The following is a 7,892-nucleotide window of genomic DNA, read 5'->3' as shown; positions in this document are numbered from 1 at the left end:
CCCTCAGATCAGCTTGTAATACCAGTAATCGTCTTAGATGAGTTGGACGGACTGAAAGAAGATAAGAACGAAGGTGAGTGGAGCGATAAGGCCAAGCGTGCGAGGGCAGCAATTGATCGGCTGATTCAATTCAATAGCTATGAGCCACAACACCTAGAATTATTAGAAAAGATGGATAAAGATGCACTGGATTCGCCTGATTTGAAGATTTTGTCGGTCGCTGTGTATTATCGATTATGTAATTCAATACTGCTAACGGATGATAAAAATCTTAGAAACTTGGCCAACGCCGAAGGGATTGCAAGTCAATCGACGCAAGAATACCTTGTTGGTTCGTCGAATAAAAAATCGAAGAAAAGGAAAGGTAAATGAGTCAAATTCATGATGCTCGATACAGATTAGAGCGTGAACACCGCCAGAAAATTGCAGAAGAGCGAGTACGCAATACGACGTCTTCTTTTATAGATCGTTATCAAAATGAATTAGCGAGTTTGCAGGAACAGGGTTTAGTAGAGTTTGTACAAGTACGGTACGACGGCTGTTTGTCTGAACTCATGCAAATTCGAGCCGAGCTTGATAGCAATCCATTTAACGCAAGGGAACGCTCAAAATCATTAGGCAATGAAATTTATTCGCTGCGTAATATGGCTCGACAGATTAAACAGCAGGTCGAAGAAGCACAGTATCAAAATTATCTAAAAGAGCTTGAAGCAAGGGCTGAGGTTGAGAAGCAAAGAGAAGTGGCAATCAGTGTTGCCTGGACTCAAGAACTTCGAAATTGGACCGATAAATTATCGCTAAATTTAATGCTTAAAGAAATTAAAGCACTTGAGCAACAGGTATTCTCTGAAAAGTCAGTTAAAAAGGAAGGAGATTTGTTGGCTAAGCTCCATAAGCTTAAGCTACAAGGGTTAGAAAAAGCCGCGGAACATAGAGTCCTAGTAGAAAGGCTATCTCAATCAAGTACTAATCGTGACTTTGCCAATGCCATTGCAGAAGTCGTTTCAACAAGCCTCCCTACCGATCAGGCTCAAGTAATTTCAGAACAGTTTGATACTATTTTTTCAGATAATCCTGAAGACGCTATTGCGCAACTTCAAAAAATAGAACAGCTTTCTGATCAGGCAGATAAGCAAATCGAAGATGAGGCTATTAGGAAAGAGACTGTAAAAGCTATTTTCAATACCCTTAAAACTACTGGTTTCGCGGTGCAAAAACCTAAATTGGTCATAAACAAAGAAGGTAAGAGTGAGGTTGTGATTGCTGCTTCTAGGCCTGCTGGTAATAGAGCGCAATTTGAAATCCGCTTAGATGGTAGTTGTACCTATAAATTTGAGAACTATAAAGGTCAAACGTGCAAAAAGGATATTGAGCAAGTCTTGCCCAAACTCAGCGAAATATACGGGGTAGATTTGTCTGATTCACGTGTTTTGTGGAGCAACCCTGATGATGAGGATGCCGAAATGAAACCCATTCCATCTCAAACAATGAATTCAAAAGGATAGGAGTATGAATAATCCCCAAATTTCTGCATGGCTTGATGATCTTTCTCGTCAAGCGAAATTACGCCGAGGTATTGTCATCAGTGGCAATGTTAATAATATAGTATTCAATCAAGAGGGGGCGTCTTTGCCCTTCAAACAAGTGTTAAGTGGAACGCTTGAAAATCTTGGTTTTAAGCATGTTATTCATTATTCAAGGGTAGGTGGGATATCAGGGATTTCGGAATCAAACTGGAATGAATTGCAATCATCGTTTGGCTCTCAATCCGAGTTAATTGAGGGTGATGACTATGATTTTGATGATGAATCCACTCACCAAAGTGAACTGGAATCAGGGCAGACTCAGCTAACGCCGCAGGACTTTTTCGCTGTTGCTCAACGAGTGATGTTAAACACCAATGTGCCGAAAGTCGCGTTTATTGTAGATTGGTCCAATTTGCTGTTTGGCCAGGTTAATGCATTATCAGAGCAAGAGCGTGGTTGGTTAGTTCAGTTGTCACAAAATCTGCGCGACGCCGCAGATGAAATGTCCCATACCGAAATAGATAAAGTTCAGAGCTTGATGGTATTTGTTTGTCAGGGCGTTAATAAATTACCTCCACAGCTTACTACCGGTAACCCTCAATTCGCTGAAGTAGTTGTTCCTCTTCCAAACCGTGCTGAACGTCAACAAGCCATACTCGGGCTATCGAACGTTTTTAATCTTGATCAACCTCTAACTATTGGTTCTCGGTTATTGGAAGATTTTGTTGATTTGACCGACTCCTTGAATCTTCGTGAGATTAATCAACTTGCTCGACTCTCTCGTCAACAGAAGCAGGCCTTATCTTTAGATGCACTAGTCTCGTTATACCGGTACGGTAAAAAGGAATCGCCTTGGGAACAATTAAACTACCATAAGCTAAAAGATGTGGAAATTATTTTAAAACAGAGGGTTAAAGGGCAGGACGAATCCATAAAATTGGTAAGGAAAGTATTGATAAGAGCGTTTACTGGCTTGTCTGGGTTGCAGCATTCGTCAAAATCTAGAATGCCTAAAGGCGCGCTGTTCTTTGTTGGTCCAACTGGTGTAGGTAAAACGGAACTGGCGAAGTCACTCGCTAGCTTTTTATTTGGTGATGAAGATGCCTGTTTACGTTTCGATATGTCTGAATTTAACCATGAACATGCAGATCAGCGATTAGTTGGTGCGCCACCTGGATACGTAGGGTTCGAAGAAGGTGGTCAACTCACTAATGCAGTGAAAAAAAGACCATTTTCACTATTACTGTTTGATGAAATTGAAAAAGCGCACCCACGGATTTTAGACAAATTTTTACAAATTTTAGAAGATGGCCGCCTTACCGATGGTAGGGGAGAAACCGTAAATTTTTCTGATACTTTTATTGTCTTTACATCAAATATAGGTGCCAGTGAAATCGAGCCAGGCGAGGGAGCGATTGAGCAATTCAAAGCTCATGTGACAAAGCACTTTGTGCAGGAGTTAAAGCGTCCTGAATTGCTAGGTCGAATTGGTGAAGCCAACATAGTGCCTTTCAACTTTATGATAGACTCGGATTTTCTAGTTGCAATAGCGAAAGCAAAACTTGAACCGTTAAAAATGCGCTTAAAGGAAAAATGGGGTATATCTGATCTCATATTTGATGATGAAAAAAAAGCATTGGTAACGATTGTCGCGCAAGTCAACAATAGTGCTGGTGGACGAGGTGTGTTAAATGCCATGGTTTCAGCACTTTTCGATCCTTTAGCTGAGTTTTTGTTTGAAAACCTTTCGGACCTTTCTGGGTTTAACGGACGTCCAATTAGAGTCGTTCAAGCAGGTAAATCTTTTGATTTTGAGATTGATTTATGACTTGGCTAAATTTAGGTGCAATAGTAGATGCTACCGAAGCGGAAGGGCCTGGGGTTCGAACTGCCATATGGGTACAAGGGTGCTTGAAACGATGCCCTTCCTGCTGTAACCCTGACTTTTTGAAGATTAAACCTGCGAACGTTGTTGAGGTGGAACAGCTGAAAAAGCGGATTGAATCGAACAAAAATAATTTTGATATCGAAGGTATAACCTTGCTAGGCGGTGAGCCTGTGCTACAGGCTCAGGGCTTATCGGAATTGGCTCGGTTTGCTCATAGTATTGATCTATCTGTCATGTTGTTCACTGGATATAAGCTTAAAGAACTGGATAACAGTCGATTCGTAGCCGTAGACAGACTACTAAGACACGTTGATGTTGTGGTTGATGGAGAATTTGAATTGCATATTGTGGAACCAAACCGCAACTGGGTTGGCTCGACTAACCAGAAATTTCACTATTTAACGAATAGATATGATTGTTCGATTGAGTCTATGGCAGAGGTTATAACCAATGAGTGGCGTATAAGTACTAAAGGACAAGTTTCTGTCAATGGGTTGCCGTTCATTGTAAAAGCTTGAAGCAAGTAACTTCTGGCTCCCATTTACATCGGGGGTTGCCTAGCATGACAACGATTTCTTCAATCTATCTAACCGAGTCCACATAGGACAACTTCAGATTGATGTAGAGCTTGTTGTAACAGACAATGTCCGCGTCATATGCACATCGGTGATAGTTTGCTTAATCATGCGCTTTTCCTTGAGACAGACTATCAGTTTACTTTTTTACTTGTTTTCCAGCAGTTTATCTAATACATTGACTGTAACTAAAATACTTGAAACTAGAAAGGAAACATAATGTTACAGAATGAAGTTGTTTATGAAGAATCACAAAAAATATACTTTAACTCGTTACTTGAAGTGCTGATGCAAGAGGAAGGAACTCAGAATAATATTAGTAGTGATAATCATTGCGATACATTTGGCTCTTGGTTTGAAGCTGACGCCTGCTAATATTTATTTTCAGAAAGCATGGATTGATTATCAAAATGGAAAGTAGATTCTATTTGAAGCAGTGTTATATTTTGCTTACGAGAAAATGTAACTTAGCTTGTTCACATTGTATTAGAAGTTCTGATCCAAGCTATTCTGAATTTATGCCATTGGAGCTTTGCGAAGAAATTTTCGTAAAGCTCGCTTCTAGCAATAGTGAATTTCAAGCATTACTCAGTGGTGGAGAGCCAACTTTACACCCTAACTTTGAAGATATTTGCTCTTTAGCATATCGGTATTTTGAAAAAACTATTATCAATACAAATGGTCTGAACTTGCATAAGATCAAAAAGATCAAGCGTTTCAATGACAAGATAAGTATTCAAATATCTATAGATGGTGATGAGGAGTTTCATGAGTCAATAAGGGGCTTGAATACATATCATAAAACGTTGAGCAATATAGAAGCTATCACTGAGCTCGGTTTTAAAGTCACAATAGCAACAACAGTTTCCAATAAAAACATTACGTCATTGAAAAATTTGGATGACGACCTCGACAGCTCGGAATTTTATCAATGGAATTTAAAAAGGATAGTCGGTTACGGAAGAGCAAATGACGAGGAAGATATCTCAACCCAAGATTGGAATAAGCTAGTTGATTCCGTTTATGCTGGGTTTCATAATGCGTCTAGAACATCGATTAGACCAATGTTTGCATTAAGAAATATTGCAACAAGTGAATTCTTAGATAGCACTAACGAGGAACTATCAAGCATAGGAACTAATTGTGGGACAGGGCGTTCGAAAATGTATGTTAACCCCAACGGCACTGTTTACCCCTGTGCGTGTATGGAGGAAAATATCGTCGGTGATTTCCATTCCGATAGCTATGCTAGGGTAGCGCATGCTTTATCAAATGTTAATATATTACCAAATAAGTATTCTATTTGTTATCAATGCAGGGCGTTTTCTCAATGTAAAGGAGGTTGTCCAGGTATTGGAGCTCGCAACCTTTCGCAAGGAGATCCTCGTTGCCCAATCGTGAATAAAGTGCTTTTGGCTAAGGGTTAATTTCTGAAATGGTATATTTCCGTAATATTGATAATGAATATTTTTTTAGAAATTTCTGGAACAAAAAACCATTTCAATTCAGGGCTGGAGTTCATGCTGAACTTGAGCTATCACATCTACATAATGTAGTGCAATCGGGAATAGATTACCCTAACCTAAGAGTCTTAGAACGCGGTGGGGCTTTAAATCCTCTATTTTATACAAAGTCTAGCACAAAAGAACTTTCACATGAGATAGACTTTGATAAGTTCAATGGATTAGATTTAAATGGCAAAACTGTTAAGCTACAAGGAGCTTTCGAAAATTTTGGTGATATTGGACATCTCAAAAATCTATTTTGTAAGTTCTTTCCCGATTTCAAAGTTTCTTTAAATAGCTACTTCTCTTTTGGCCAATCCAAAGGGGCTACTCCCCATTATGATTTTTATCATATATTTGCTCATCAAATAGCAGGTAAGAAAAGTTGGAAAATCGGACCGATAATAGATACCAATCCTGTGTACGGACTGTGTCAAAACTCCATACCTGACAGCTTAGAATATGAATATTTCGAGACTGTACCAGGTGATGTGATTTATATCCCTCCTGGTGCTGTACATGATGTGTCGGCTGACAGTAACTCAATTCATTTAGCAATAGGATTAAATGGTCAAAGAGTCTATGAATGCATTCAACAATGTATTAAAGACATTACTATTTTAAATAGCTCACTCCGAGCAGATTTTTCACCTAGTTTTTTATCTTATGAAGCTTTAAATATCCAAGATTTTGACAAGCTATTTTCTCTAGTTAAAAACGAATTTATAAAAAAATATTATGAGTAGCTTTTTTGAGTTGAATAAATGTTTTTATAATCCATTCATTAATTTTATTGTTGAACGTTTTTCTAAATATGGGCCCGGTTTTTACCTTAGAGGAAGTGCATGTGTAGAAAGTTCGGAACTAGAGTATAAGCCTTGGGATGTTGACCTTGTTCTTATTTTTATTAAGGAAGTAAGTGTCAAAGATATAGAGTATATAAAACGCGAGCTTTATAAATTCAATGTAAATCTACAAGCTCAGTGGTGGCAACATATAGACTTGCATATAATTAATAAAAGCTACGCGTTATTGGATAGGTGGGTGCTTTTCAATCTAAATAGATTTGGTGAGCATATCACTGGGACGAGATTTAATTTTGCAAATGAAAGAGTGCTAGATAAAAAAGATGTTTTGGAAATATATAGGCATTATCAAGATCTAATAATAAAAAAATCGGCTTTTTTTTTGAAAGATGATGCCTATCAAGGTGATGCTAACCTTTTGAAGTTAAAGGTAAATAATCTAATTAAAACTATAGCTAGGTGTGGGTGTATCATCATGCTGTATCACCAAGAACAATATAGCAGAGATGTCAAGGTTGGATTACATGCATTAGCATTTTACTTATGCGATGATTCATTTTTAAATTTAGTTTTAATGATTGATCAGAATGATCTTTTTTGCCCTAGTGAGTTAGTAAAAAAATCAGAGGTGGTTTTCTCATACAGGTTATATTGAATTATGATAGATATATGTGGCGGATATAGCTGTAGTAAACTTTCAAATGTCATCAAAGATCAAGATGGTCAGTACGTTCTGATAATTTCAATTTGCTCCGATGACTTACTTCCTTTGGAACCTAATGAAATTATCAACAGAATTCTCTGTAGTTCTTGCTCCGAAATACATATTCATATTCTAGGTGATTTAGTTGGCATACCAACAGAGCAATGGAGGGTAAGAGGTTACTTACTTGATGAGTTGTCGTTTTTGGCAATAAATTTGAAATTAAAATTTTTTTGGTATGATGGCGATAAAATAAGAGAAGGCATTAATTTATTTTGTATGGTTCCACTCTTGGTTGATGACCTTAAATATTCTCCAAGAATCGAAATGGAAAAAGTAGACAATGTTATTTATGAAGGCATGTCTGTTTTATCATTGGTAAATAAAAGTGGGTATCCATATAACTTTCTTAGGGCCAAGACAAAAAAAGAGCGGGATTATTTTTTTTCGGCAATTTCTGAGGTGGAGACACTAAAAGTACTGGAATGCCCTTTTTTAAGCGACTTTAAGGTGGATAATCTACCAAAAAATTTGGAAGTTTTAGACTTAAGGGGGTGCAAGGATTTTGAGCTTAGAACAGCAAATGAGTTCGTAAGTTTGAAAAGCGTAAATTTTGGGGCCTGTTTACTTTATAATCTTCCTGATTTATTATTTGGTTGTTCTAATTTGGAACGTTTGTATTTATATAAAAATTTTCTTAAAGGGAATGAAATTAAAAACCTGCCATTAAATATAAAAACGCTTTCCCTATATCGAAATAAAATTGAGGATGTTGATGTAAGGTTAGATTTTTTAGAGCGATTAAATCTAGGTGCGAATCCTTTAAGAAAAATATCTATTCATCATGAGCAAGACTCGGTTAAATTAGAGCTAAGGAAAGTTGATTTTT

The 7,892-nt window shown here is 37.5% G+C and carries 9 protein-coding genes; all 9 read left to right on the top strand.

The features are described 5' to 3' along the window. Nucleotides 1-372 (top strand): PIN domain-containing protein (locus H5202_RS15835; RefSeq protein ID WP_220493900.1); only part of this gene is annotated, 372 nt, incomplete at its 5' end. Continuing rightward, nucleotides 369-1,505: a hypothetical protein gene (locus H5202_RS15830; protein WP_182772928.1), complete on the top strand. Its 1,137-nt coding sequence runs from the start codon at nucleotides 369-371 to the stop codon at nucleotides 1,503-1,505. The genes H5202_RS15835 and H5202_RS15830, both read left to right, overlap by 4 nt. A 4-nt stretch (nucleotides 1,506-1,509) precedes the next feature. After that, nucleotides 1,510-3,354, top strand: a complete 1,845-nt coding sequence (locus H5202_RS15825; protein WP_182772927.1) for an AAA family ATPase — start codon at nucleotides 1,510-1,512, stop codon at nucleotides 3,352-3,354. Then, entirely contained in the window at nucleotides 3,351-3,932 is a 582-nt protein-coding gene (locus tag H5202_RS15820; protein ID WP_182772926.1) for a 4Fe-4S single cluster domain-containing protein, read from the top strand. Before H5202_RS15825 ends, H5202_RS15820 begins: the two co-directional genes overlap by 4 nt. A 276-nt stretch (nucleotides 3,933-4,208) precedes the next feature. Next, nucleotides 4,209-4,364 carry a hypothetical protein gene (locus H5202_RS15815; protein WP_182772925.1) on the top strand — a complete coding sequence of 52 codons (156 nt, stop codon included), beginning with the start codon at nucleotides 4,209-4,211 and terminating at the stop codon, nucleotides 4,362-4,364. A 35-nt stretch (nucleotides 4,365-4,399) separates the two neighbouring features. Then, nucleotides 4,400-5,416 (top strand): radical SAM/SPASM domain-containing protein, encoded by a 1,017-nt coding sequence (locus tag H5202_RS15810; RefSeq protein WP_182772924.1) that lies wholly within the window; start codon nucleotides 4,400-4,402, stop codon nucleotides 5,414-5,416. 8 nt (nucleotides 5,417-5,424) lie between these two features. Beyond that, complete coding sequence (locus H5202_RS15805) at nucleotides 5,425-6,240, top strand: JmjC domain-containing protein (protein WP_182772923.1); 816 nt, start codon at nucleotides 5,425-5,427, stop codon at nucleotides 6,238-6,240. Beyond that, nucleotides 6,233-6,955 (top strand): hypothetical protein, encoded by a 723-nt coding sequence (locus tag H5202_RS15800; RefSeq protein WP_182772922.1) that lies wholly within the window; start codon nucleotides 6,233-6,235, stop codon nucleotides 6,953-6,955. The genes H5202_RS15805 and H5202_RS15800 overlap by 8 nt, the downstream gene beginning before the upstream one ends. Nucleotides 6,956-6,958: 3 nt before the next feature. Next, a partial coding sequence (locus H5202_RS15795) for a leucine-rich repeat domain-containing protein (protein WP_182772921.1) occupies nucleotides 6,959-7,892 on the top strand: 934 nt, incomplete at its 3' end.

Source organism: Shewanella sp. SG41-4, assembly GCF_014164505.1.
Classification (GTDB): Bacteria; Pseudomonadota; Gammaproteobacteria; order Enterobacterales; family Shewanellaceae; genus Shewanella.
Note: the sequence above shows the minus strand (reverse complement) of the source record. Positions and strands in the feature narration are given on the sequence as shown.